Annotated in this window: 20 protein-coding genes; 17 read left to right on the top strand and 3 right to left on the bottom strand. The window is 71.0% G+C overall.

Annotation, left to right across the window (positions count from 1 at the left end; all coding sequences use genetic code 11):
- Positions 1–31 precede the first annotated feature (31 nt).
- Positions 32–757, bottom strand: coding sequence for a 3'-5' exonuclease (locus tag JK364_RS30595; RefSeq protein ID WP_201854587.1), 726 nt, complete (start codon positions 755–757; stop codon positions 32–34).
- 160 nt (positions 758–917) lie between these two features.
- Here JK364_RS30595 and JK364_RS30590 point away from each other — a divergent pair, with 160 nt between their 5' ends.
- The 4 genes from JK364_RS30590 (at position 918) to JK364_RS30575 (ending at position 5,599) form a co-directional block, all read left to right on the top strand.
- Positions 918–1,496, top strand: coding sequence for a DUF4365 domain-containing protein (locus JK364_RS30590; protein ID WP_372462015.1), 579 nt, complete (start codon positions 918–920; stop codon positions 1,494–1,496).
- A complete protein-coding gene (locus JK364_RS30585; RefSeq protein WP_201854586.1) occupies positions 1,496–2,698 on the top strand; it encodes a hypothetical protein in 1,203 nt (400 codons plus the stop codon). The genes JK364_RS30590 and JK364_RS30585 overlap by 1 nt, the downstream gene beginning before the upstream one ends.
- Positions 2,699–2,961: 263 nt before the next feature.
- Positions 2,962–4,941, top strand: coding sequence for a threonine--tRNA ligase (thrS, locus tag JK364_RS30580; RefSeq protein ID WP_201854585.1), 1,980 nt, complete (start codon positions 2,962–2,964; stop codon positions 4,939–4,941).
- A gap of 91 nt (positions 4,942–5,032) precedes the next feature.
- The gene (locus JK364_RS30575) at positions 5,033–5,599 is read left to right on the top strand and encodes an HIT family protein (RefSeq protein ID WP_201854584.1); all 567 of its coding nucleotides are present in this window, start codon (positions 5,033–5,035) and stop codon (positions 5,597–5,599) included.
- An 88-nt stretch (positions 5,600–5,687) separates the two neighbouring features.
- On the opposite strand, the gene JK364_RS30570 is transcribed toward JK364_RS30575, so the two are convergent.
- Together JK364_RS30570 and JK364_RS30565 are read right to left on the bottom strand one after the other, a co-directional pair.
- Positions 5,688–7,340, bottom strand: a complete 1,653-nt coding sequence (locus JK364_RS30570) for an AbeC-like domain-containing protein (protein ID WP_201854583.1) — start codon at positions 7,338–7,340, stop codon at positions 5,688–5,690.
- A 314-nt stretch (positions 7,341–7,654) separates the two neighbouring features.
- Positions 7,655–9,862 carry an elongation factor G-like protein EF-G2 gene (locus JK364_RS30565; protein WP_201854582.1) on the bottom strand — a complete coding sequence of 736 codons (2,208 nt, stop codon included), beginning with the start codon at positions 9,860–9,862 and terminating at the stop codon, positions 7,655–7,657.
- Positions 9,863–10,068: 206 nt separating this feature from the next.
- Between JK364_RS30565 and pgsA the strand changes: the two genes are divergently transcribed.
- The 13 genes from pgsA to secF all read left to right on the top strand — a co-directional run bounded on the left by pgsA (position 10,069) and on the right by secF (position 22,890).
- Positions 10,069–10,737, top strand: a complete 669-nt coding sequence (gene pgsA / locus JK364_RS30560) for a phosphatidylinositol phosphate synthase (RefSeq protein ID WP_201854581.1) — start codon at positions 10,069–10,071, stop codon at positions 10,735–10,737.
- The gene (locus JK364_RS30555; protein WP_201854580.1) at positions 10,734–11,687 is read left to right on the top strand and encodes a phosphatidylinositol mannoside acyltransferase; all 954 of its coding nucleotides are present in this window, start codon (positions 10,734–10,736) and stop codon (positions 11,685–11,687) included. Before pgsA ends, JK364_RS30555 begins: the two co-directional genes overlap by 4 nt.
- Complete coding sequence (locus tag JK364_RS30550) at positions 11,684–12,844, top strand: glycosyltransferase family 4 protein (protein WP_201854579.1); 1,161 nt, start codon at positions 11,684–11,686, stop codon at positions 12,842–12,844. The genes JK364_RS30555 and JK364_RS30550 overlap by 4 nt, the downstream gene beginning before the upstream one ends.
- Positions 12,845–13,151: 307 nt before the next feature.
- Positions 13,152–13,709 (top strand): hypothetical protein, encoded by a 558-nt coding sequence (locus JK364_RS30545; RefSeq protein WP_201854578.1) that lies wholly within the window; start codon positions 13,152–13,154, stop codon positions 13,707–13,709.
- Positions 13,710–13,951: 242 nt separating this feature from the next.
- The gene (gene pdxS, locus JK364_RS30540; RefSeq protein ID WP_201854577.1) at positions 13,952–14,872 is read left to right on the top strand and encodes a pyridoxal 5'-phosphate synthase lyase subunit PdxS; all 921 of its coding nucleotides are present in this window, start codon (positions 13,952–13,954) and stop codon (positions 14,870–14,872) included.
- A gap of 91 nt (positions 14,873–14,963) precedes the next feature.
- On the top strand, positions 14,964–15,581 hold the full coding sequence (gene pdxT / locus JK364_RS30535; RefSeq protein WP_307841425.1) for a pyridoxal 5'-phosphate synthase glutaminase subunit PdxT: 618 nt from the start codon (positions 14,964–14,966) through the stop codon (positions 15,579–15,581).
- Positions 15,582–15,686: 105 nt separating this feature from the next.
- Positions 15,687–16,439 carry a YebC/PmpR family DNA-binding transcriptional regulator gene (locus JK364_RS30530; RefSeq protein ID WP_201854576.1) on the top strand — a complete coding sequence of 251 codons (753 nt, stop codon included), beginning with the start codon at positions 15,687–15,689 and terminating at the stop codon, positions 16,437–16,439.
- Positions 16,440–16,597: 158 nt separating this feature from the next.
- Positions 16,598–17,203, top strand: coding sequence for a crossover junction endodeoxyribonuclease RuvC (ruvC, locus tag JK364_RS30525; RefSeq protein WP_201854575.1), 606 nt, complete (start codon positions 16,598–16,600; stop codon positions 17,201–17,203).
- A complete protein-coding gene (gene ruvA, locus JK364_RS30520; protein ID WP_201854574.1) occupies positions 17,200–17,820 on the top strand; it encodes a Holliday junction branch migration protein RuvA in 621 nt (206 codons plus the stop codon). The genes ruvC and ruvA overlap by 4 nt, the downstream gene beginning before the upstream one ends.
- 67 nt (positions 17,821–17,887) lie before the next feature.
- Positions 17,888–18,976 (top strand): Holliday junction branch migration DNA helicase RuvB, encoded by a 1,089-nt coding sequence (ruvB, locus tag JK364_RS30515; RefSeq protein WP_201854573.1) that lies wholly within the window; start codon positions 17,888–17,890, stop codon positions 18,974–18,976.
- Positions 18,977–19,249: 273 nt separating this feature from the next.
- The gene (yajC, locus tag JK364_RS30510) at positions 19,250–19,819 is read left to right on the top strand and encodes a preprotein translocase subunit YajC (RefSeq protein WP_201854572.1); all 570 of its coding nucleotides are present in this window, start codon (positions 19,250–19,252) and stop codon (positions 19,817–19,819) included.
- A gap of 151 nt (positions 19,820–19,970) precedes the next feature.
- Positions 19,971–21,767, top strand: coding sequence for a protein translocase subunit SecD (secD, locus tag JK364_RS30505; protein ID WP_201854571.1), 1,797 nt, complete (start codon positions 19,971–19,973; stop codon positions 21,765–21,767).
- Position 21,768: 1 nt separating this feature from the next.
- The gene (gene secF / locus JK364_RS30500) at positions 21,769–22,890 is read left to right on the top strand and encodes a protein translocase subunit SecF (protein ID WP_201854570.1); all 1,122 of its coding nucleotides are present in this window, start codon (positions 21,769–21,771) and stop codon (positions 22,888–22,890) included.
- Positions 22,891–22,893: the final 3 nt, after the last annotated feature.

The raw sequence follows: 22,893 nt of genomic DNA, 5'->3' as shown, positions 1-22,893 counted from the left end.
GAGTGGTCGAGCGCGCGCCGGGTTCGAAATATCAGGCCGCGGCCGGCAGGTCCGGCCGCAGCGGCCAGGCCGGATCGCAGACCTCGTCCGAGCCGTTGAGCGCGAACCACGCCTGCAGCCCCCGGGCCTGCGCCGCGTACCAGACCGTCTGGCGGGCGTGCAGCTCGGCGGGCGTGAGCGTCTCCAGACGGGAGGCGAACCGGCGGCCCACCGCCCGTACGACATGCAGTGCGGCCGCCGCGTCCGCCGCCGCGTCATGCGCGCCGGTCAGCTCCACGCCGTAGTGCTCACACAGATCGATCAGGGTGCGGCGGCCCTTGCGATAGCGGTCCAGATGCTTGTCCAGCACCCGCGGATCCAGAACGGTCATGGAGCGCAGCGAAAGATAGCCCGCCAGACTGGAGTTGCGATGCCGCTTCAACTCCCGGTCCAGCAGGGTCAGATCGAACGGCGCGTTCATGATCACCAGCGGGGTGCCCCGGGTGACCTGCTCCGCTATCGCCCGCGCCACCTCGTCCACCACCGGCGCCGGCCATCTGCCGTGCCGCTGGAGATGAGCGTCGGTCAGACCGTGTATCTCGGTGGCGGCCGGCGGCACCGGCACGCCCGGACTCACCAGCCAGCGCCGGATCTCCGGCAGACTTCCGGTCCCACGCTGCACCACCAGGGCCGCCGATACGATCCGGTCATGCTCGACATCGACACCCGTGGTCTCCGTGTCAAAGGCGGCGAGCGGCCCTTCGAACCAGGACGGCATGGCCTCAACTCCTCGTGCATTTCCCCTCGATGACATCTGATCCCGCCCCGACCAGGTGATACCCGGAGGGAGGACCTCGAACCGCCGCTGTTTGCCGAGGTCCTGACGCGGAGACAACACAGGTGTACGAAGCCGGCGACGACCGGAAGGCGTCACGGACATGACGCTCGCAACACCCGACCCGGCCCCGACGGCGAGCGGCCTTGCCCTGAGCGGATCACCTCCCGTGCGTGGCCAAATCGCCACCACCGCCTGTATGGAGACCCTTCAGGTGGGCTATCTGCACGCGGTGGCCGCCGCCGCGGGCTGCTCACTGGCCCAGCCCTTCCCCGACCACGGCATCGACTGGCACGTCAGCCACAGCGCCCGCGGCCACGCCGTGGACGACGAGGTCACCATCAAGGTGCAGCTCAAGGCCACGTACCAGATCGCGCCGGACCCTCCGGGGCCGACCTTCGCCTTCACGCTCGACAACGACCACCTGGTCAAGCTGGCCCGCAGCCCGGTCTCCGTGCACAAGATCCTCGTGGTGATGATCGTGCCGCGCGGCCAGGAGGACTGGCTGCGAGCCGGGCATGACCGCCTGTCCCTGCGCCACTGCTGCTACTGGATCAATCTGGCCGGCCACGCGGTCACGGGCCGCCGCCGGACCACCGTGCGGATCCCGACCTCGCGGATCTTCGACGACCGCGCGCTCTGCGAGATCATGACCCGGGTCGGGGCGGGAGGGAGACCGTGATGGACCGACCATGGCCCCAGGACGACCCGGCACCCTTGTCGGTCCCGCGCCCCGACGAGGTGGATCCGGCCGTCCTCGGCGCCCTGCTCGCCCGGCACGGCTGGCGCCGCCGCGGCGGCACCCCGGGGGCTTATGCCCGCTGGACCCCGCCGGGCCGGCTCGCGGGAGGCACCAGCCTGCTGGTGCCCGAGAGCCGGGATTTCCCCGACAGCGGCGATCTGCTCGGCGAGGCGCTGATGGCGCTCAGCCGCAGCGCCGCCCCCTCCGCCCGCGAGGTGCTCACCGGCCTCGCCGTGCCCAGCGACGAGATCCGCTGGCGGCGCGAGGTGCCCGAATCCCCCGGCGGCACCTCCGCCTGGACCGCGCAGGAGCGGCTGCGCGCCGCCGCCCGGGACACCCTGCTGGCCGGAGCGCTCGCCGCCCGCGGCCGCGCGGGCTACTACGGTGCCCGGCACCGCCGCGCCGCCGAGGCATCCCTGGAGCGGGTGCTGACCGGGCCCCCGGGCGCCGAGTCCGGCGGCCGTGAGCTGACCGTCTTCGTGCCCGTCGAGGAGGACGGCCGCGCCACCGCCGTCACCCTGCTGCGCGCGCTGTACGCCCTCCGGGACGCCGCCGACTACCACCGGACGACCGGCGGCATGGAGGCGTATGACGCTGCGGTCGCGGCGGGTGCCAGCCGGGAGCTGACCGAGGCGGTGATCGGGCTGGTCCAGGGCACGGAGGGGGCGCGGGTGGCGCTGGAGTGGTCACCGGCCGCCGGTCCGCCGCCGGGGTTCGCCGCCCGGCCCGATCCGGTGGAGTTCTCGCCCGGCGATCTCCCGGGGTTAAGGGAGGCGGGTGTCCGCTATGTCCGGGATGAGCCGTCCGTTCCCGTGTGCCTCACCGGTGCGGTGGTGCGGCTGCGCCGTACCGGCCCCGGCGGTCCCGGGACGCTACGGCTGCGGGTGCTCTCCGGGGCGGAGGTCGCGCAGGTGCGGATCACCCTGGACGAGGAGGACTACCGCATCGCCGGCCATGCCCATCTGGTGGGGCTGCCGATCCGGGTGCGGGGGCGGCTGGAGAGCCGCGGCGGCTTCCGGCGGCTCAGCGGGGCCGGCGGCGTCACCCCGGTCCAGGTGGACGAGGCCGAGCGGGACCGGCTGGTCAAGTCGCTCCAGGAGAACCTGGACTTCTTCGAGGAGGCGTGCGGCGGCGGCCCCTGACCGCCGCCGCCCGAGCTCGTGATGGCGTCGGGCGGGGGCCGCCCCGGGCGGTGACGGCGTCCGTCCGACGGCCCTCGCGCGTGGTGACGGCGTCCGGTGACCGTGATCCCGGGCGGTGACGGCGTCCGGCGGCCGTCACCCCGGGCGGTGACGGCGGCGCTGGCGGCGTCCACAACCGTTTCGCGGTCCCGCCCGTCGGCTCGGTACGATTCACGCTGCGCGGCATTCGCCGCGGGGAGCCATCCATCAGTCAGGAGAGACCGGTGTCAGACGTCCGTGTGATCATCCAACGCGATTCCGAGCGGGAAGAACGCGTGGTGGCCACGGGCACTACGACGGCGGACCTCTTCACCGGCGACCGCTCGATCGTCGCCGTGCGCGTGGGCGGGCAGCTCAAGGACCTGGCGTACCGGCCGGCCGAGGGCGACGAGATCGAGCCGGTGGAGATCACCAGCCAGGACGGTCTGGACATCCTGCGCCACTCCACCGCGCATGTGATGGCCCAGGCGGTGCAGGAGCTGTTCCCGGAGGCGAAGCTGGGCATCGGCCCGCCGATCAAGGACGGCTTCTACTACGACTTCGACGTCGAGACCCCGTTCCACCCGGACGATCTCAAGCGCATCGAGAAGAAGATGCAGGAGATCCAGAAGCGGGGGCAGCGGTTCTCCCGCCGCGCGGTCACCGACGAGGAGGCGCGCGAGGAGCTGTCCGCCGAGCCGTACAAGCTGGAGCTGATCGGGCTCAAGGGATCGGCCGCGGACGCCGCCGAGGGCGCGTCCGCCGAGGTCGGCGCGGGCGAGCTGACCATCTACGACAACCTCGACGCCAAGACCGGCGAGCTGTGCTGGAAGGACCTGTGCCGCGGTCCGCACCTGCCGACCACGCGCAACATCCCGGCCTTCAAGCTGATGCGCAGCGCCGCCGCGTACTGGCGGGGCAGCGAGAAGAACCCCCAGCTCCAGCGGATCTACGGCACCGCCTGGCCGACCAAGGACGAGCTGAAGGCGTACCTGGACTTCCTCGCCGAGGCCGAGAAGCGCGACCACCGCAAGCTGGGCGCGGAGCTGGACCTGTTCTCCTTCCCCGACGAGCTGGGCTCGGGCCTCGCGGTCTTCCACCCCCGGGGTGGTGTGATCCGCAAGGAGATGGAGCAGTACTCGCGCAAGCGGCACGAGGAGGCGGGGTACGAGTTCGTCAACACCCCGCACATCACCAAGGCCAAGCTCTTCGAGACCTCCGGCCATCTGCCGCACTACATGGACGGCATGTTCCCGCCCATGGAGTTCGAGGGCCAGGACTACTACCTCAAGGCCATGAACTGCCCGATGCACAACCTGGTCTTCCGGGCGCGCGGGCGGTCCTACCGCGAGCTGCCGCTGCGGCTCTTCGAGTTCGGCACGGTCTACCGCTACGAGAAGTCCGGCGTCGTCCACGGCCTGACCCGGGCCCGGGGCTTCACCCAGGACGACTCGCACATCTACTGCACCAAGGAGCAGATGGCCGATGAGCTGGACAATCTGCTCACCTTCGTGCTGGACCTGCTCCGCGACTACGGCCTGAGCGACTTCTATCTGGAGCTGTCCACCCGGGACGACTCCGACAAGTTCATGGGCAGCGACGATCAGTGGGAAGAGGCCACCGAGGAGCTGCGCAAGGCCGCCGAGAAGCAGGGCCTGGAGCTGGTCATGGACCCGGGCGGCGCGGCCTTCTACGGCCCCAAGATCTCGGTCCAGGCCCGGGACGCGATCGGCCGCACCTGGCAGATGTCGACCATCCAGGTCGACTTCAACCAGCCGGCCCGGTTCAACCTGGAGTACACGGCCGCGGACGGCTCCCGCCAGCAGCCCGTCATGATCCACCGGGCGCTCTTCGGCTCGATCGAGCGCTTCTTCGCGGTGCTGCTGGAACACTACGCGGGCGCCTTCCCGGTGTGGCTCGCCCCGGTCCAGGCGGTCGGCATCCCGATCGGCGACACCCATGTGCCGTACCTGGAGGAGTTCGCCGCGCAGGCCAAGGCGAAGGGTCTGCGGATGGAGGTGGACTCGTCCTCGGACCGGATGCAGAAGAAGATCAGGAACGCGCAGAAGGCCAAGGTCCCGTTCATGGTGATCGCCGGTGACGAGGATGTCGCGAACGGTGCGGTGAGCTTCCGCTACCGCGACGGCTCGCAGAAGAACGGCATCCCGATCGACCAGGCGCTGACCGAGATCGCCGACGCCGTGGAGCGCCGGATCCAGGTCTGATCCAGTAGCGGTCTCCACGGAGGCTAGGATTCCGAGGGGCGGCCCTGACCAGGGCCGCCCCTCGGCTCTTCCTCACCCCTGCGGGGCGAATATGCTGGCCCGCATGACGAGTGAGCCGGAACAGCAGATCGGAGTGGGGACGCCTGACGCGTTCCAGCGCCTGTGGACGCCCCATCGGATGGCCTACATCCAGGGGGAGAACAAGCCGACCGGCCCGGGCGCGGGCGATGGCTGTCCGTTCTGCTCCATTCCGGAGAAGTCCGATGAGGACGGCTTGATCATCGCTCGCGGCGAGTCCGTCTACGCCGTGCTCAATCTGTATCCGTACACCGGCGGCCATCTCATGGTCGTCCCGTTCCGGCATATCGCCGACTACACCGACCTCACCGCCGAGGAGACGGTGGAGCTCGCGGAGTACACCAAGGCCGCCATGACCGCGCTGCGTACCGCCTCGGGTGCGCACGGTTTCAACATCGGCATGAACCAAGGGACCGTGGCCGGTGCCGGGATCGCGGCGCATCTGCATCAGCATGTGGTGCCGCGCTGGGGCGGGGACACCAACTTCATGCCCGTGATCGGCAGCACCAAGGTGCTGCCGCAACTCCTCGCCGACACCCGCCGGTTGCTCGCCGACGCCTGGCCCCGGCCGGGGGCCTAGCGGCCGCTCAGGGTCGGGCCCCGGCCGTGTGGCCAGGGCCCGACCCGTTGCGTCTGCCTTACGCGTCGTGCCCCGACACGTCGTGCCCTTACGCGTCGTACAGATCGGCCTTCTTCGGGGCCACGTCCTGGACCTGGCCGCTGAGGGCCAGCGAGCGGTTGCCGAAGCGCTCGGTGTCCACACCGTGGTGCTTGAGCACCCCGATGGCCGCCTCATGGACCACCCGCAGCACGGGGGTGGCGGCGCGCAGCGCGTCGTCCGCCATGAAGCGGTGGCGCCAGGGCTTGTCCGCCCAGGCGTGCCGCAGACCGAACGGCTCGGGCAGGACCAGTTTGCCCCCGAGGTGGTCGAGTATCGGCGGGTACCAGGTGAAGGGGGCGCGCGCGGTCAGCCGCACGACCTCCTTCGTGTTCACCAGCGGCAGCGGGATGGACTTGGTCTCCCAGAACCGGAAGGTCTTGGCGACCGTCTTGCTGGGCGCCGACGGTTTGTTGTGGAACAGCGGATGTATCGGCCCCAGCGCATGCCCGGTGACCTCGATCCGCAGCGTCTTGTGCAGCAGGGTCACCGTGATCATCAGGGTGATCACCAACTGGCCGTCCCAGAGCACGAACTGCACACCCAGATAGTGCCGGTCACCGGCGCCGAACTGCTGCGTGTCGCAGATCCGCTGGAGATCGACGCCCTTTATCTGGAAGCCCTCCTCCTCGGAGGTGCCGCCGCGCTCGACCGCCTTGGCCCCCTCGCCGATCGGCGAGACCACCCAGTGGCGCACGGAGGGGGTGGGGAAGCCGCCGGTGTGCAGCGGGGTGCGCTCCAGCATGCGCAGCTGGTCATGGATCGCCCGTATGACGTCCCAGCTGCGGAAGGGGTCGATCTCCTTGTCGGGATCGGCCGAGACCAGGTCCTCGGCCAGCTGCCAGCTGCCCCAGCGGGTGCCCATGCCCAATATGCCCTTGGGACCGGCGTAGAAGACCACATTGCTGTGCTGCTCGGCGGTGAGCTTGTGGAGCGCCTTGCGGAGCTCCTCGGCAGCGGTCTGGCCCGGGTGGTTGGGCACCGTCTCGGGCACCTTGGCGCCGACGCCGCCGCCGGAGAGCAGCCCGCCCCAGGAGTCCCGGAGGTCCTTGGCGGTGCGCTCGCAGATCTGCTTGGCGATGTACCAGCCGATGATCGGGGCTACCACGACGCCCCGGAGATAGATCCCCCAGAAGCCCCCGAAGGGCAGCTTGATCAGGAAGATGACGACCATCACGCCGAGCGCCACCAGCAGCGCCGTGCCGAGCGCGCCCATCCGCTTGTCCTGGGCACCGGCGACCGAGCGGCGCAGCTGGAAGGCGCCGAGCCAGAGCAGCACTCCGGGCAGGAACAGCAGCCCGAAGATCACCATGACGGCGGTGAGCCGGGCGTCACGGGTCTTGCGGATGCGGTTGGCGGCCAGACAGTGCTCGACCACCGTCTGGGGCTCTATGCCGAAGGACTGGATCACCTGGCCCCGGCCGCCGCCGAGCATTCTGGTCTGGACGGCGCGTGCGAACGCCTCGCCCAGATTCGGCTCGAAGAGCGAGATCCTCGGCTTCTTGACCTCCGAGACCGTCCACTCCGAATTGGCGTCGAGCAACTTTGCCACGGGGTCGTCGCGGTAGGCGGCCGACGCAAGGGCCTGCGTCGCCGCTGTCTGTCCCGCCGCTCCCGACAGGGGAACCTGCGCCCCGGGACTGAAGTCGAATCCGTCCGTCACCAACGCCCCCAATACGGCACGCTCTTGCGCTGCGACCTCAGCGTATCCGGGGTGTGCACCGCCTGTCGCCAGGGCGTGTGCGGCCTGTGGAAAACCCTCGTGGAGAAGACCGCCCGCGGAACCGCCGGTGGACGGCCCACGGCGGAGGTCCGCCCGCCCCGGCGCGGTTGGGGCGGGCGGGCCGTGACTTACGCCACGGACGGGCCGTGACATGGCCGTGAACTACCCCATGGACAGGGCGTGAACCACCCCGTGCACGGGGCGTGGACCACCCCATGCACGGGCCGTGGACTACCCCACGGACGGGTCGTGAACTACGCCTCCGCGGCGACTTGTTCGCGCATCCGCTCGGCCAGCTGGTGGGGCATCGGCTCATGCCGGGCGTAGGAGCGGCTGAACCGCCCCGTGCCATGCGAAAGCGATCGCAGATCGACCGCGTACCGACCGATCTCGATCTCAGGTACATCCGCCCTGATCAAGGTCTGTCCGCCGCCGGACTGTTCGGTGCCGACGACCCGGCCGCGCCGGCCGGACAGATCGCTCATGACGGCGCCGACATAGTCGTCCGAGACCAGCACGCCCACCTCCACCACCGGTTCCAGCAGGTCGATCCGGGCGTCGGCGGCCGCCTCGCGCAGCGCGAGCGCTCCCGCCGTCTGGAAGGCGGCGTCGGAGGAGTCCACCGAGTGCGCCTTGCCGTCCAGCAGCGTGACCCGCACATCGACCAGGGGGTACCCGGCGGCGACACCGCGCGAGGCCTGGCCGCGCACGCCCTTCTCGACGGACGGGATGAACTGCCGGGGCACCGCGCCGCCCACGACCTTGTCCACGAACTCGATGCCCGAACCCTCCGGCAGCGGCTCCACCTCGATCTCGCAGATCGCGTACTGGCCGTGCCCTCCGGACTGCTTGACATGGCGGCCGCGCCCGGCCGACTTCGCCCCGAAGGTCTCGCGCAGCGAGACCTTGTACGGTACCGCGTCCACCTGGACGCCGTACCGGCTGCGCAGCCGCTCCAGCGCGACGTCCATATGCGCCTCGCCCAGACACCACAGCACCACCTGATGGGTGTCCGGGTTCTGCTCCAGACGCATCGTCGGGTCCTCGGCGACCAGCCGGGACAGGCCCAGCGACAGCTTGTCCTCGTCCGGTTTGCTGTGCGCCTGGATGGCCACCGGCAGCAGCGGATCGGGCATCTGCCAGGGCTCCATCAGGAGCGGCTGGTCCTTGGCCGAGAGGGTGTCCCCGGTCTCGGCGCGGGTCAGCTTGGCCACGCACGCCAGATCGCCCGCGATGGCCTGGGGGAGGGTGCGCTGCTGTTTGCCGAAGGGCGCGGACAGGGCACCGACCCGCTCGTCCACGTCGTGGTCCTCATGGCCGCGGTCCTCCAGACCGTGTCCGGACACATGGACGGTCTCGTCGGGGCGGAGGGTGCCGGAGAAGACCCGCACCAGGGAGATCCGGCCGACATACGGATCGGATGAGGTCTTGACCACCTCGGCGGCCAGCGGACCGTCCGGGTCGCAGCTCAGCGGCGGGCGCGCGGTGCCCTGCGGGGTGGTGACGTCGGGCGTCTCGCGCTCCAGCGGGGACGGGAAGCCGCCGGTCACCAGGTCCAGCAGTTCGACGGTGCCCAGGCCCTGCTTGGACCCCGCCGCGGCGGGCGCCGCCGCCAGCACGGGGTGGAAGCTGCCGCGTGCGACGGCCTTCTCCAGGTCCTCGATCAGCGTCTTGACGTCGATCTCCGCACCGCCGAGATAGCGGTCCATGAGGGTCTCGTCCTCGCTCTCGGCGATGATCCCCTCGATGAGCCGGCCGCGGGCCTCCTCGACCAGCGGCAGCTGGTCCTCCCGGGGCGGTGATTCGGTGCGCACCCCCGAGGAGTAGTCGAAGACCCGCTGGGTGAGCAGCCCGATGAGGCCGGTCACGGGGGCGTGCCCGTCCGGCTCCGGTTCGCCGCGCAGCGGCAGGTACAGCGGCAGCACGGCGTCGGGGTCGTCGCCGCCGAAGCTGTCCCGGCACAGCTCGGTCATGTCCTCGAAGCTGGCGCGGGCCGCTTCGAGGTGGGTGATCACGATGGCCCGCGGCATTCCGACCGCGGCGCACTCGTCCCAGATCATGCGGGTGGCCCCGGTGATGCCCAGGGCGTCCTGGGCGGCCGAGACAACGAAAAGGGCCGCGTCCGCCGCTCGCAGACCGGCCCTGAGTTCCCCGACGAAATCGGCATAGCCCGGGGTGTCCAGGAGATTGATCTTCATCCCGCCCCATTCGACGGGGACCAGCGACAGCTGGATCGAACGCTGCTGCCGGTGCTCGATATCGTCGTAGTCCGAGAGACAGCCGCCGTCCTCGACCCTGCCTGCCCGGTTGACCGCGCCCGTCGCCAGTGCGAGGGCCTCCACCAGCGTCGTCTTTCCGGTCCCACTGTGGCCGACCAGAACCACATTCCGCAGGGAGCTGGGCCGGTCGGCCGCCACTGCCCTTCCGGCGGCCCCTGGGTGTGTACTCATCTTCTCGCCCATGTGTCTCGCCTCCCGGTCGACACCTTGCGATACTTCGAGCTTTCCACCCCTGTAACGGTGCGTCCATACGTCACACATGCGGCCGTACCACGCGCGGGGTCGCGGAGCCGTCCGACAGGTGCACGGTGCCCCTCCGGGGCCTGGCTACGATGGGCGCGCCGGTGGCCTCTTGACCACCCGGCCCGTTTCGACCCCCCGGGAAGGCCATGCTGAACAAGTACGCGCGTGCATTCTTCACGCGTGTTCTCACACCGTTCGCCGCTCTGCTGATCCGTCTCGGGGTCAGCCCCGACGCGGTGACCCTTACCGGCACCGCCGGCGTGTGCGCGGGCGCACTGGTCTTCTATCCCCGCGGGGAGTTCTTCTGGGGCACCGTCGTCATCACGCTGTTCGTCTTCTCCGACCTGGTCGACGGCAATATGGCGCGGCAGCTGGGGCGCTCCAGCCGCTGGGGGGCGTTCCTCGACTCCACGCTGGACCGGGTGGCCGACGGCGCGATCTTCGGCGGTCTGACGTTGTGGTACGCGGGCCGCGGGGACGACAATGTGCTGTGTGCGGTGACGATTTTCTGCCTCGCCAGCGGCCAGGTGGTCTCGTACACCAAGGCCCGCGGCGAGAGCATCGGCCTGCCGGTGAACGTCAACGGGCTGGTGGAGCGTGCCGAGCGGCTGGTGATCTCGCTGGTGGCGTGCGGCCTCTCGGGGCTGCACAAGTTCGGCGTGCCCCATATCGAGATCCTGCTCCCGATCGCGCTGTGGATCGTGGCCGTCGGCAGCGCGGTGACCCTCGTCCAGCGGGTGGTGACGGTGCGCCGGGAGGCCGCCGAGGCGGACGCCGGGGAGCGGACGGTGCCCCAGGGGGGCGAGGCGCGGTGAAGGAGAGGCTGACCGACGCGCTGTACGGACTCGGCTGGAGCGTGGTCAAGAAGCTCCCGGAGCCGGTCGCAGTGCGCCTCGGGCAGCGCATCGCCGACCAGACGTGGAAGCGGCGCGGCAAGGGCGTGCTGCGCCTGGAGGCCAACCTGGCGCGCGTGGTGCCGGACGCCTCGCCCCGGCGGCTGGCCGAGCTGTCGCGGGCGGGCATGCGCTCGTACCTGCGCTACTGGATGGAGTCCTTCCGGCTTCCGGCGTGGAGCCCGGAGCGGATACGGGGCGGCTTCGACGTCAAGGACGTGCACTATCTGGTGGACGGTCTCGCCGAGGACCGGGGCGTGATCCTGGCGCTGCCGCACATGGGCAACTACGACCTCGCCGGGGCCTGGGTGACCACCCATCTGGGGGTGCCCTTCACCACGGTCGCGGAGCGGCTGAAGCCGGAGTCGCTGTACGACCGGTTCGTGGCCTACCGCGAGGGGCTGGGCATGGAGGTGCTGCCGCACCAGGGCGGGAGCGCCTTCGGGACGCTGGCGCGGCGGCTGCGCTCGGGCGGTCTGGTGTGCCTGGTCGCCGACCGCGATCTGTCCGCCTCGGGCGTGGAGGTGTCGTTCTTCGGCGAGCGGGCGAAGATGCCGGCCGGGCCCGCCGCGCTCGCCCTCCAGACCGGCGCCCTGCTGCTGCCGGTGACCCTCTGGTACGACGAGTCGCCGGTGATGCGGGGGCGGGTGCATCCGCCCGTCGAGGCGCCCGGGGACGGGAACCGCGAGGAGCGGACCGCCGTCATGACCCAGGAGATTGCCGACGCCTTCGCCTCGGGGATCTCCGAGCACCCGGAGGACTGGCACATGCTGCAGCGGCTGTGGCTCGCGGACCTGGACCGCGGTCCCGGAAGCGCGGGAAGTCCCGAGGGCCCCGGAAGCCCTGGGCGCCCTGAAACGGAGAAGCCTTGAGGATCGGGATCGTCTGCCCGTACTCCTGGGATGTCCCAGGCGGCGTCCAGTTCCATATCCGAGATCTGGCCGACCATCTGATCCGGCGCGGCCACCAGGTCTCCGTGCTGGCCCCGGCGGACGACGAGACGCCGCTGCCGCCGTACGTGGTCTCCGCCGGGCGCGCGGTGCCGGTGCCGTACAACGGCTCGGTGGCCCGGCTGAACTTCGGGTTCCTGTCGGCCGCGCGGGTGCGCCGCTGGCTGCACGACGGCGCCTTCGACGTCATCCACATCCACGAGCCCACCTCGCCCTCGCTGGGGCTGCTGGCCTGCTGGGCGGCCCAGGGGCCGATCGTCGCGACGTTCCACACCTCCAATCCGCGCTCCCGGGCCATGATCGCGGCGTATCCGATCCTCCAGCCGGCGCTGGAGAAGATCAGCGCGCGGATCGCGGTGAGCGAGTACGCGCGCCGGACGCTGGTGGAGCACCTGGGCGGGGACGCGGTGGTCATCCCCAACGGCGTCGATGTGGACTTCTTCGCCGACGCCGAGCCGAAGGAGGAGTGGCAGGGGGAGACGATCGGCTTCATGGGCCGGATCGATGAGCCCCGTAAGGGGCTGCCGGTGCTGATGCGCGCCCTGCCGAAGATCTTCGAGGCCCGCCCCGGGGCGCGGCTGCTGATCGCCGGGCGCGGTGACGAGAAGGAGGCCGTGGCCGATCTGCCCGCGCCGCTGCGGGAGCGCGTGGAGTTCCTGGGGATGGTCAGCGACGAGGACAAGGCGCGGCTGCTGCGCAGCGTCGATGTCTACATCGCGCCCAATACGGGCGGCGAGAGCTTCGGCATCATCCTCGTCGAGGCCATGTCGGCGGGCGCCGCGGTCCTCGCCAGCGATCTGGACGCGTTCGCCCAGGTGCTGGACGGGGGAGCGGCGGGTGAGCTGTTCGCCAACGAGGACGCCGACGCCCTGGCGGCGGCCGCGGTGCGGCTGCTGGGCGACGAGAAGCGGCTGGCCGAGCTGCGGGAGCGGGGCAGCCGGCACGTACGGCGCTTCGACTGGTCGACGGTGGGGGCGGACGTCCTCGCCGTCTACGAGACGGTGACGGACGGGGCGGCGTCGGTGGCCGCCGACGACCGTACGCGGCTGTGGGCACGGCTGGGGCTCGCGAGGGACTAGGCCCTGTCCGGCGGATCTTCGCGCCTGTGACATCAGCGGCTGACGCCGCGGGGCCCGCGGCGTCTGGTGTAGCGGGCACCTCCCAGCGGTAGCTGGGGGCGCCGTGCCAGGTGTCGCGGGCCCGCGAAGATCTGCCGGACAGGGCCTGAGCGCTCCGCGGGAAGTGTCGCGATGCGTCGTCGGCCGACTGCGGCGCCGTCGTGGCTGATGGCTCCACGCGGAGGCGCCGCGGACCGCCGCGCGCGGCGGCCCCGGCTGAGGGCTCCGCTCCGGACGCCGGGGGCGGCAGGCGGTAGCGTGGCGGGCCGTGAGCACCTTGATCTGGATCGCGGTCGTACTGGTCGTCATCGCCGTCTATCTGAGCTGGACCGCGGGACGCCTCGACCGGCTGCACAGCCGTCTGGACGCGGCACGGGCCGCGCTGGACGCGCAGCTGCTGCGGCGTGCTTCCGTCGCCCAGGAGCTGGGCACCGCCGGAGTGCTCGATCCCGCCGCCTCGATCGTGCTGTACCAGGCCGCGCACGCCGCCCGGCAGTCCGAGGAGGAGCAGCGCGAGGTCGCCGAGAGCGAGCTGAGCCAGGCGCTGCGGGCCGTCTTCGAGGACAGTGCCCAGGCCGAGGCGGTACGGGTGGCGCCGGGCGGCGAGGACGCGCTGGGGGAGCTCACGGAGGCGGTAAGGCGGGTGCCGATGGCCCGGCGGTTCCACAACGACGCGGTGCGCGCGGCGCGGGCGCTGCGCCGCCATCGGACGGTGCGCTGGTTCCGGCTGGCGGGCCACGCTCCGTTCCCGCTCGCCTTCGAGATGGACGACGAGCCGCCGGCGGCGCTCGGGCGGGTGCCGGGCACCGAGGAAGCCGAGCGCTGAGGGGCCCTGTGCCGAGGGGGCGACCGCCTTTCGCGTACCGAGCCTTCGCGTACCGAGGATTCACCGGTCGGTTCGAGCCACCGGCCTTTGATTGGCCCTTGCCGCTCCCCGCCTCGACGCGGTTTTGTCATTCGTGTAGCACACACGCTCGTGACCTGGACCGGATGGCCGGGTCATGTATCGGTATCGAACGGCCCTACGATGGGCTCATCGCACTTTTCATTATCGAGTGAGGTCAAACCGTGTCCATCACGCCCGCCAGCACGTCCAACTCCGACGCCCCCGCGACCGGCACCGCCCGCGTCAAGTGCGGTATGGCCGAGCAGCTCAAGGGTGGCGTGATCATGGACGTCGTCACCCCCGAGCAGGCCAAGGTCGCCGAGGACGCCGGAGCCGTCGCGGTCATGGCCCTCGAGCGGGTGCCTGCCGACATCCGTAAGGACGGCGGCGTGGCCCGGATGTCCGACCCGGACATGATCGAGGGCATCATCGACGCCGTCTCCATCCCGGTGATGGCCAAGTCGCGGATCGGCCACTTCGTCGAGGCGCAGGTGCTGCAGTCGCTCGGTGTCGACTACATCGACGAGTCCGAGGTGCTCACCCCGGCCGACGAGGTCAACCACAGCGACAAGTGGTCCTTCACCACCCCGTTCGTCTGCGGAGCCACCAACCTGGGCGAGGCGCTGCGCCGGATCGCCGAGGGTGCGGCCATGATCCGTTCCAAGGGGGAGGCCGGTACCGGCAACGTCGTCGAGGCCGTGCGCCACCTGCGTCAGATCAAGGGCGAGATCGCCCGGCTGCGCGGCCTGGACAACCATGAGCTCTACGCGGCCGCCAAGGAGATCCGCGCCCCGTACGAGCTGGTCGCCGAGATCGCGCGGACCGGCAAGCTGCCGGTCGTGCTGTTCTCCGCCGGTGGCGTCGCCACCCCGGCCGACGCCGCGCTGATGCGCCAGCTCGGCGCCGAGGGCGTCTTCGTGGGCTCCGGCATCTTCAAGTCGGGCGACCCGGCCAAGCGCGCCGCCGCGATCGTGAAGGCCACCACCTTCTACGACGACCCCAAGGTCATCGCGGAGGCGTCCCGGAACCTCGGCGAGGCCATGGTCGGCATCAACTGCGACACCCTCCCCGAGTCCGAGCGCTACGCCAGCCGCGGCTGGTAACCGGCGCCCGTACGGCACCACATGGCACCACGCGCCCCGGCCCAGCGGCCCGGCGCGTGGTGCCCCTGACGTTCGAGAGGTCTTCGCTTCCGTGACTACGTCGTCCATACCGGCGTCCACCCCCGACGCCCCCGTGATCGGTGTGCTCGCCCTCCAGGGCGATGTCCGCGAGCATCTCGCCGCGCTCACCGCGGCCGGGGCCACCCCCCGGCAGGTCCGCAGGCCCGAGGAGCTCGCCGAGGTCGCGGCCCTGGTGATCCCCGGGGGCGAGTCGACCACCATGTCCAAGCTGGCGGTCATCTTCGGGCTGCTGGAGCCGCTGCGCGAGCGGGTCCGGGCCGGGATGCCGGTGTACGGTACCTGCGCGGGCATGATCATGCTCGCGGACAAGATCCTCGACGGCCGGGACGACCAGGAGACCATCGGCGGCATCGACATGATCGTGCGCCGTAACGCCTTCGGCCGTCAGAACGAGTCCTTCGAGGCCGAGGTCGACATCCAGGGCATCGAGGACGGCCCGGTCGAGGGGGTCTTCATCCGCGCGCCGTGGGTCGAGTCCGTGGGCGGCGGTGCCGAGGTGCTCGCGACGTTCGACGGGCACACCGTCGCCGTCCGGCAGGGCAATGTCCTGGCGACCTCGTTCCACCCCGAGCTGACCGGCGACCACCGGGTCCACCGACTCTTCGTCGAGATGGTGCGGCGCGCGTAGCGCTCCGTCGAGGATGGCGGTGGGAGACCTCGCCGCGGGCTGGGCCGATCCCGGTAGGATCTCAGGCGTTCGTACAGCAATGGGTTACGCGAAGGAGACAGGCGGATGTCCGGCCACTCTAAATGGGCTACGACGAAGCACAAGAAGGCCGTGATCGATGCCAAGCGCGGCAAGCTCTTCGCGAAGCTGATCAAGAACGTCGAGGTCGCGGCCCGGATGGGCGGTGCCGACCCGGAGGGCAACCCGACGCTCTTCGACGCCATCCAGAAGGCGAAGAAGAGTTCGGTCCCGAACAAGAACATCGACAGCGCGGTCAAGCGTGGTGCCGGTCTCGAGGCCGGTGGCGCCGAGTACGAGACGATCATGTACGAGGGCTACGGCCCCAGCGGCGTGGCCGTCCTCATCGAGTGTCTGACCGACAACCGCAACCGCGCGGCCTCCGACGTCCGCGTCGCCATGACGCGCAACGGTGGCTCGATGGCCGACCCGGGCTCCGTGTCATACCTGTTCAACCGTAAGGGCGTCGTCATCGTCCCCAAGGGCGAGCTCGCCGAGGACGACGTACTGGGCGCGGTCCTGGACGCGGGCGCCGAGGAGGTCAACGACCTCGGTGAGTCCTTCGAGGTCATCAGCGAGGCCACCGACCTGGTCGCGGTCCGCACCGCCCTCCAGGAGGCGGGCATCGACTACGACTCGGCCGATGCCAACTTCGTGCCCACGATGCAGGTCCAGCTCGAGGAAGACGCCGCGCGCAAGATCTTCAAGCTGATCGACGCTCTCGAGGACAGCGACGACGTGCAGAACGTCTTCGCCAACTTCGACGTCTCCGACGAGGTCATGGCCAAGGTGGACGCCTGACGGCGGATCGGCACGGCGGCCGACGCCTTCGGTCAACGCCGACGGGCCGGCGGGGCAGCACCCCACCGGCCCGTCGGCGTTGTCCGCGGGCGTTGTCGGCGGCAGCCGCTAGCCTGCGCAGGAACAGATGACCGAAGCGCGGTGAGGGGAGGGGCGCGGTGCGTGTGCTGGGCGTGGACCCGGGGCTGACCCGGTGCGGCGTCGGCGTGGTCGAGGGGGTCGCGGGCCGTCCGCTGCGGATGCTCGGCGTCGGGGTGGTACGGACCGGGGCGGACGCCGCGACCGCCGACCGGCTCGTCCTCATCGAGCGTGGCATCGAGGAGTGGCTGGACGCCCACCGGCCGGAATTCGTCGCCGTGGAGCGGGTGTTCAGCCAGCACAACGTCCGCACCGTCATGGGCACCGCGCAGGCCAGCGCCGTCGCGATGCTGTGCGCGGCCCGCCGCGGGCTGCCGGTCGCGCTGCACACCCCCAGCGAGGTCAAGGCGGCCGTCACCGGATCCGGGCGCGCCGACAAGGCGCAGGTCGGCTCGATGGTGACCCGGCTGCTGCGGCTGGACGCACCGCCCAAACCGGCCGACGCCGCCGACGCGCTGGCGCTCGCCATCTGCCACATCTGGCGGGCCCCCGCGACCAACCGCCTCCAGCAGGCCGTCGCCGCCCACCGCACCACGAGCCCCGCTCGTGCGCCGAGTCCCGCCCGCCCGCCGAGCCCCGCCCGCACCCCGAGCAGCGCGCGCACCACGAAAGGCCGTACCTCATGATCGCGTTCGTCTCCGGTCCGGTGGCGGCCGTCGCCCCGGACACCGCCGTGATCGAGGTCGGCGGAATCGGGATGGCGGTCCAGTGCACCCCGGCCACCCTGGCCGGGCTGCGCGTCGGCCGGCCGGCCCGGCTGGCCACCTCCCTCGTCGTCCGCGAGGACTCGCTGACCCTCTACGGCTTCGCCGACGACGACGAGCGCCAGGTCTTCGAGCTGCTCCAGACCGCCAGCGGGGTCGGCCCCCGGCTGGCCCAGGCCATGCTGGCCGTGCACGCACCGGACGCGCTGCGGCTCGCGGTGTCCACCGGGGACGAGAAGGCGCTCACCGCCGTCCCCGGCATCGGCAAGAAGGGGGCGCAGCGGCTGCTGCTGGAGCTCAAGGACCGGCTCGGCGAGCCGATCGCCTCCGCCGTGCCCGGCGCCCGCTCCGCGGCCGCCCCCGGCTGGAGCGACCAGCTGCACACCGCGCTGGTCGGCCTCGGCTACGCCACCCGGGAGGCCGACGAGGCGGTGGCCGCCGTCACCCCGCGGGCCGAGGAGACGGTGGCCGCGGGCGGTACGCCCCAGGTGGCTCAGCTGCTGCGGGCCGCCCTGCAGACCCTGAACCGCACACGGTGAGCCACCGCGGCCGCGGCAGGCCGCGCCCGGCGGCACCACCTGAGACGACATCGCGAGGCGAAACGCAGTGAACTGGGACGAGACCCCACCGGCCACCGCCGACGACGCCCTGTCCGGCGCGGACGGCAGGCTGGTGGGCGCCGACGCCGACGGCGACGACCAGGCGGTGGAGGCCGCGCTGCGCCCCAAGGACCTCGGCGAGTTCGTCGGGCAGGAGCGGGTCCGCGAGCAGCTGGACCTGGTGCTCAAGGCGGCCCGGCAGCGCGGCGGCACCGCCGACCACGTGCTGCTCTCCGGCGCGCCCGGACTGGGCAAGACCACCCTCTCGATGATCATCGCCGCCGAGATGGGTGCCCCGATCCGGATCACCTCGGGCCCCGCCATCCAGCACGCGGGCGATCTGGCCGCGATCCTCTCCTCCCTCACCGAGGGCGAGGTGCTCTTCCTCGACGAGATCCACCGGATGTCCCGGCCCGCCGAGGAGATGCTCTACATGGCGATGGAGGACTTCCGCGTCGACGTCATCGTCGGCAAGGGGCCCGGGGCCACCGCCATCCCGCTGGAGCTGCCGCCGTTCACGCTGGTCGGCGCCACCACCCGGGCCGGGCTGCTGCCGCCGCCGCTGCGCGACCGCTTCGGCTTCACCGGCCATATGGAGTTCTACGCCCCGGTCGAGCTGGAGCGGGTCGTCCACCGCTCCGCCGGGCTGCTCGACGTGACCATCGACCCCGAGGGCGCGTCCGAGATCGCGGGCCGTTCCCGTGGCACCCCCCGGATCGCCAACCGTCTGCTGCGCCGGGTGCGCGACTACGCCCAGGTCAAGGCGGACGGCGTGATCAACCGCGAGATCGCCGCCAGCGCCCTGGCCGTCTACGACGTGGACGAGCGCGGTCTGGACCGGCTGGACCGGGCGGTGCTCAGCGCCTTGCTCAAGCTGTTCGGCGGCGGGCCGGTGGGCCTGTCGACCCTGGCGGTCGCGGTGGGGGAGGAGCGTGAGACGGTGGAGGAGGTCGCCGAGCCCTTCCTGGTCCGGGAGGGGCTGCTGGCCCGTACCCCCCGGGGGCGGATCGGCACCCCGGCGGCCTGGGCGCATATGGGGCTCACCCCACCGCCGCAGACCGCCGCCGGTGGTCAGGCGGGCCTCTTCGGGACATGACGAGCCGGGGCCGCGGCAGGACGGCGCATGACGTGCCATGACGGGCCGGACGGGGCGCGGCAAGGCATAAGCGCTCGCTTACCCTGCATCATGGCGTAGAGGACCAATAATGGCGGGGTCAGGAACCCCGGTACCGCGCCGGGCGTTGTTCCATTGGCGTGGGCTCGCTTAGACTCCGCCGATGCCGTCCGTATGCCGTCCGCTCACTGTGCGGTATACCCATCCCCGTAGACCAGGCCGCTCCCCGCGGTCGTGCGAAGGAATTTCCGTCCCGTGAATATCGTGACTCTCCTGCCGTTCATCGTGCTTATCGGGGCCATGTTCCTGATGACGCGTTCGGCCAAGAACAAGCAGCGCCAGGCCCAGTCGATGCGCAATGAGATGCAGCCGGGTTCCGGCGTGCGGACCATCGGCGGCATGTACGCGACGGTCAAGGAGGTCCACGACGACACGGTCCTCCTCGAGGTGGCCCCGGGCGTGCACGCGATCTACGCGAAGAACGCGGTGGGAGCCGTCCTGCCGGACGACGAGTACAACCGCGTCGTGCACGGCATCGACCCCGACGAGGACGCCGACGACACCCCTGTCGTTCCCGACGACGCCTCCTCGCTGACCGAGGCCGCCGACGCCGACTCGTCCGCCGACAAGGTCGAGTTCAAGAAGGCCGACAAGGCTGACCAGGCCGGCGACGACGCGGCCGAGAAGGCCGACGCGGCCGACGAGGCGGACGACGAGGCAGGGGAGACGGACGTCAAGAAGATCGATCTCGGCAAGGACGACGCCGCCGCCGCGGCGAGCACTTCCGAGGACGACAAGCGGGACGGCGGCACCGACGCGAAGTAAGTCCGTCATCCGGGAACCGCGGCGCGCCCTCGATCGGTGCGCCGCGGTTCCCTGGACGGTCTAGGCTCCGGCGGGGGCTTGTCCCCACAAGACTTCGTGGCCGCCCCGCGCACACCCGATGCGGGGCGGTTGGACAGGGAGATACGAGAAGGTGGCAGCACCGAAGAAGGGCCGCAGGTCCTCCGGGTCACAGGGCAGGCCAGGGCGCCCCTTGGCCGTCATCCTGATCGCCATCGCGGCGCTGACCGGAGGCATGTTCGTCTCCGGTCACACCACGCCGCGACTGGGCATCGATCTCGCGGGCGGCACCAGCTTCACGCTGGAGGCCAAGAACCAGCCGGGCAAGCCCAACGCGATCAACACGGACAACATGAACACCGCCGTGGGGATCATCGAGCGGCGGGTCAACGGTCTGGGTGTGTCCGAGGCCGAGGTCCAGACGCAGGGCGAGAAGCACATCATCGTGAACATCCCCAAGGGGACGAACGCGAAGCAGGCCCGGCAGCAGGTCGGCACCACCGCCCAGCTCTACTTCCGGCCGGTGGTCACGACCACCAGCGGCCAGAAGACCCCCGAGAAGCCCAACTCCACCCCCAGCCCGTCCGGCAGCGCCAGCGGCAAGGGCCAGGACAAGGGCGACGACAAGGGCGGCAAGCCGTCCGGTACGCCGTCCGCCTCGTCATCGGCCTCCTCGTCCTCCTCCGCCAGCCCCAGCACCCAGGGGCGGGCCCTCTCCAAGGGCCTGAAGGCCGACGAGAAGCCCAGCGGGAGCCCCTCGCCGTCGAACACCCCGAAGCCCGACCCGTCCAAGAGCCCCTCGGGCTCCAGCGGCCAGGAAGAGCTGGCCAAGCAGTTCGCGAAGCTGGACTGCACCAAGCCGGCCGGACGCGCCGCGGCGGCCGAGAAGGCGGCCAACGCCAAGCCGACCGACTCGGTGCTGGCCTGCAGCCAGAAGGGCGACGCCAAATTCGTCCTCGGCCCCTCCGAGGTCGAGGGCACCGACGTGGACGACGCCTCGGCGGTCTTCGAGAGCCAGAACGGGGCGGGCTGGATCGTCCAGCTCGACTTCAACAGCAAGGGCTCCAAGAAGTTCGCCAAGACCACCGGTGAGCTGACCAAGCAGCAGTCCCCGCAGAACCGCTTCGCGATCGCCCTGGACGGCGAGGTCGTCTCCGACCCCGAGGTCACCCAGGGCGCCATCACCGGTGGCCGGGCCACCATCTCCGGCGGTTTCACCCAGCAGAGCTCCGAGGACCTGGCCAACGTGCTGTCCTTCGGCGCGCTCCCGCTGTCCTTCGACATCGCCGACGAGACCACCGTCTCCGCCGCGCTCGGCGGTGAGCAGCTGGACGCCGGTCTGATCGCCGGTGCCATCGGCCTCGCGCTCGTCGTGATCTACCTGGTCGTCTACTACCGCGGTCTCGCCCTCGTGGCCATGGCCAGCCTCGGCGTCTCCGCGATCCTGACGTACACGATCATGGTGCTGCTCGGCCCGGGTATCGGCTTCGCGCTGAACCTGCCTGCGGTCTGCGGCGCGATCGTGGCCATCGGTATCACCGCCGACTCGTTCATCGTCTACTTCGAACGGATCCGCGACGAGATCCGGGAGGGCCGCTCGCTGCGCCCCGCCGTCGAGCGCGGCTGGCCGCGGGCCCGGCGCACCATTCTGGTGTCCGACTTCGTGTCCTTCCTGGCCGCCGCGGTGCTCTACATCGTCACCGTCGGCAAGGTGCAGGGCTTCGCCTTCACCCTGGGGCTCACCACGCTGCTCGACGTCGCCGTGGTGTTCCTCTTCACCAAGCCGCTGATGACGATCCTCGCCCGCCGTCCGTTCTTCGGGAACGGCCATTCGTGGTCCGGACTGGACCCCAAGCGCCTCGGGGTCACGCCGCCGCTGCGCCGTCGCCGTCCCGCCGCCCCCGGCCCCGCCGACACGAAGGAGGCGTGAGATGTCGCGACTCGGCACTCTCGGCGCCAGGCTCTACCGAGGCGAGGTCGGCTACGACTTCGTCGGCAAGCGGAAGCTCTGGTACGGCATCTCGATACTGATCACCATCACGGCCATCGTGGGCCTGGCGGTGCGCGGCCTGAACATGGGCATCGAGTTCTCCGGCGGCGCGGTCTTCACCACCCCGAACAGCAAGGTCTCGGCCTCCGACCTGCGCCAGACGGCAGAGGACGCGTCCGGCGGCCACACCGTCGTCGTCCAGGAGCTCGGCCGGGGCGGCGTGCGGATCCAGATCAGCGAGCTGGGCACCAAGGAGGCCCTGCCGGTCCAGGAGGGGCTCGCCAAGGAGCTGGGCGTCAAGACCAGCAAGATCGACACCCAGCTGGTCGGCCCGAGCTGGGGCGAGCAGATCGCCAGCAAGGCCTGGCAGGGTCTGGCGATCTTCATGGTGCTGGTGGTGATCTATCTCGCCATCGCCTTCGAGTGGCGGATGGCGCTGGCCGCCCTGATCGCGCTCATCCACGACCTCACCATCACCGTCGGTGTCTACGCACTGGTCGGCTTCGAGGTCACCCCGGGCACGGTGATCGGTCTGCTGACCATCCTCGGTTATTCGCTCTACGACACCGTCGTGGTCTTCGACGGTCTCAAGGAAGCGTCGAAGGACATCACCAAGCAGACCCGCTTCACCTACGGCGAGATCGCCAACCGCAGCCTCAATTCGACCCTGGTGCGGTCCATCAACACCACGGTCGTGGCGCTGCTGCCGGTCGGCGCGCTGCTGTTCATCGGCGGCGGTCTGCTCGGCGCGGGCATGCTCAACGACATCTCCCTGGCGCTCTTCGTCGGCCTCGCCGCCGGTGCGTACTCCTCGATCTTCATCGCGACCCCGCTGGTCGCCGATTTCAAGGGGCGCGACCCGAGGATGAAGGCCCTGGCCAAGCGGGTGAAGGCCAAGCGTGCCGCGGCCGCCAAGGCAGAGACGGCCGACCCGGCCGCCGAGGAGGACGACGCGCCCGCCCTGGAGGACGCCGCCGCGGCCCCCTCCGGAGTCGTCGGCCAGCGTCGCCAGCCCGCCTCCCGCAACCGGGGGCGCGGCCGGCCCTCGGGCAAGCGGCGATGAGCG

The organism is Streptomyces endocoffeicus, from assembly GCF_016741935.1.
Lineage (GTDB): Bacteria > Actinomycetota > Actinomycetes > Streptomycetales > Streptomycetaceae > Streptomyces > Streptomyces endocoffeicus.
Note: the sequence above shows the minus strand (reverse complement) of the source record. Positions and strands in the feature narration are given on the sequence as shown.